Below are 366 nucleotides of genomic sequence, written 5' to 3'. Positions count from 1 at the left end.
GGTCATCGCGCCCTCGTGGGGACGCCGGGACAGGTCGATGCCGAGCTCCTCCGCCGCGCGGAAGACGTCCTCGTCGGTGTCCCTCATCTCGATCGACATGCCGTCGCTGGAGAGAACCTCGACGTTCAGACAGAGCGACTGCATCTCCTTGATGAGGACCTTGAAGGACTCGGGAATGCCCGCCTCGGGGATGTTCTCGCCCTTGACGATGGCCTCGTAGACCTTCACTCGGCCCAGCACGTCGTCGGACTTGATCGTCAGCAGCTCCTGCAGCGCGTACGCCGCGCCGTAGGCCTCCAGAGCCCACACCTCCATCTCGCCGAAGCGCTGGCCGCCGAACTGCGCCTTACCACCCAGCGGCTGCTG

Annotated in this window: 1 protein-coding gene; it reads right to left on the bottom strand. The window is 65.8% G+C overall.

Features of this window, described 5'->3' with window-relative positions:
• The coding region (locus QSK36_RS43190; RefSeq protein ID WP_502883474.1) for a DNA-directed RNA polymerase subunit beta at window positions 1-366 on the bottom strand (366 nt) is incomplete at both ends.

Origin of the sequence: Microbispora sp. NBRC 16548 (genome assembly GCF_030268985.1) — a bacterium.
GTDB lineage: Bacteria > Actinomycetota > Actinomycetes > Streptosporangiales > Streptosporangiaceae > Microbispora > Microbispora catharanthi.
The sequence above is the reverse complement of the archived record's forward strand: the minus strand, read 5'-3'. Positions and strand labels throughout refer to the sequence as shown.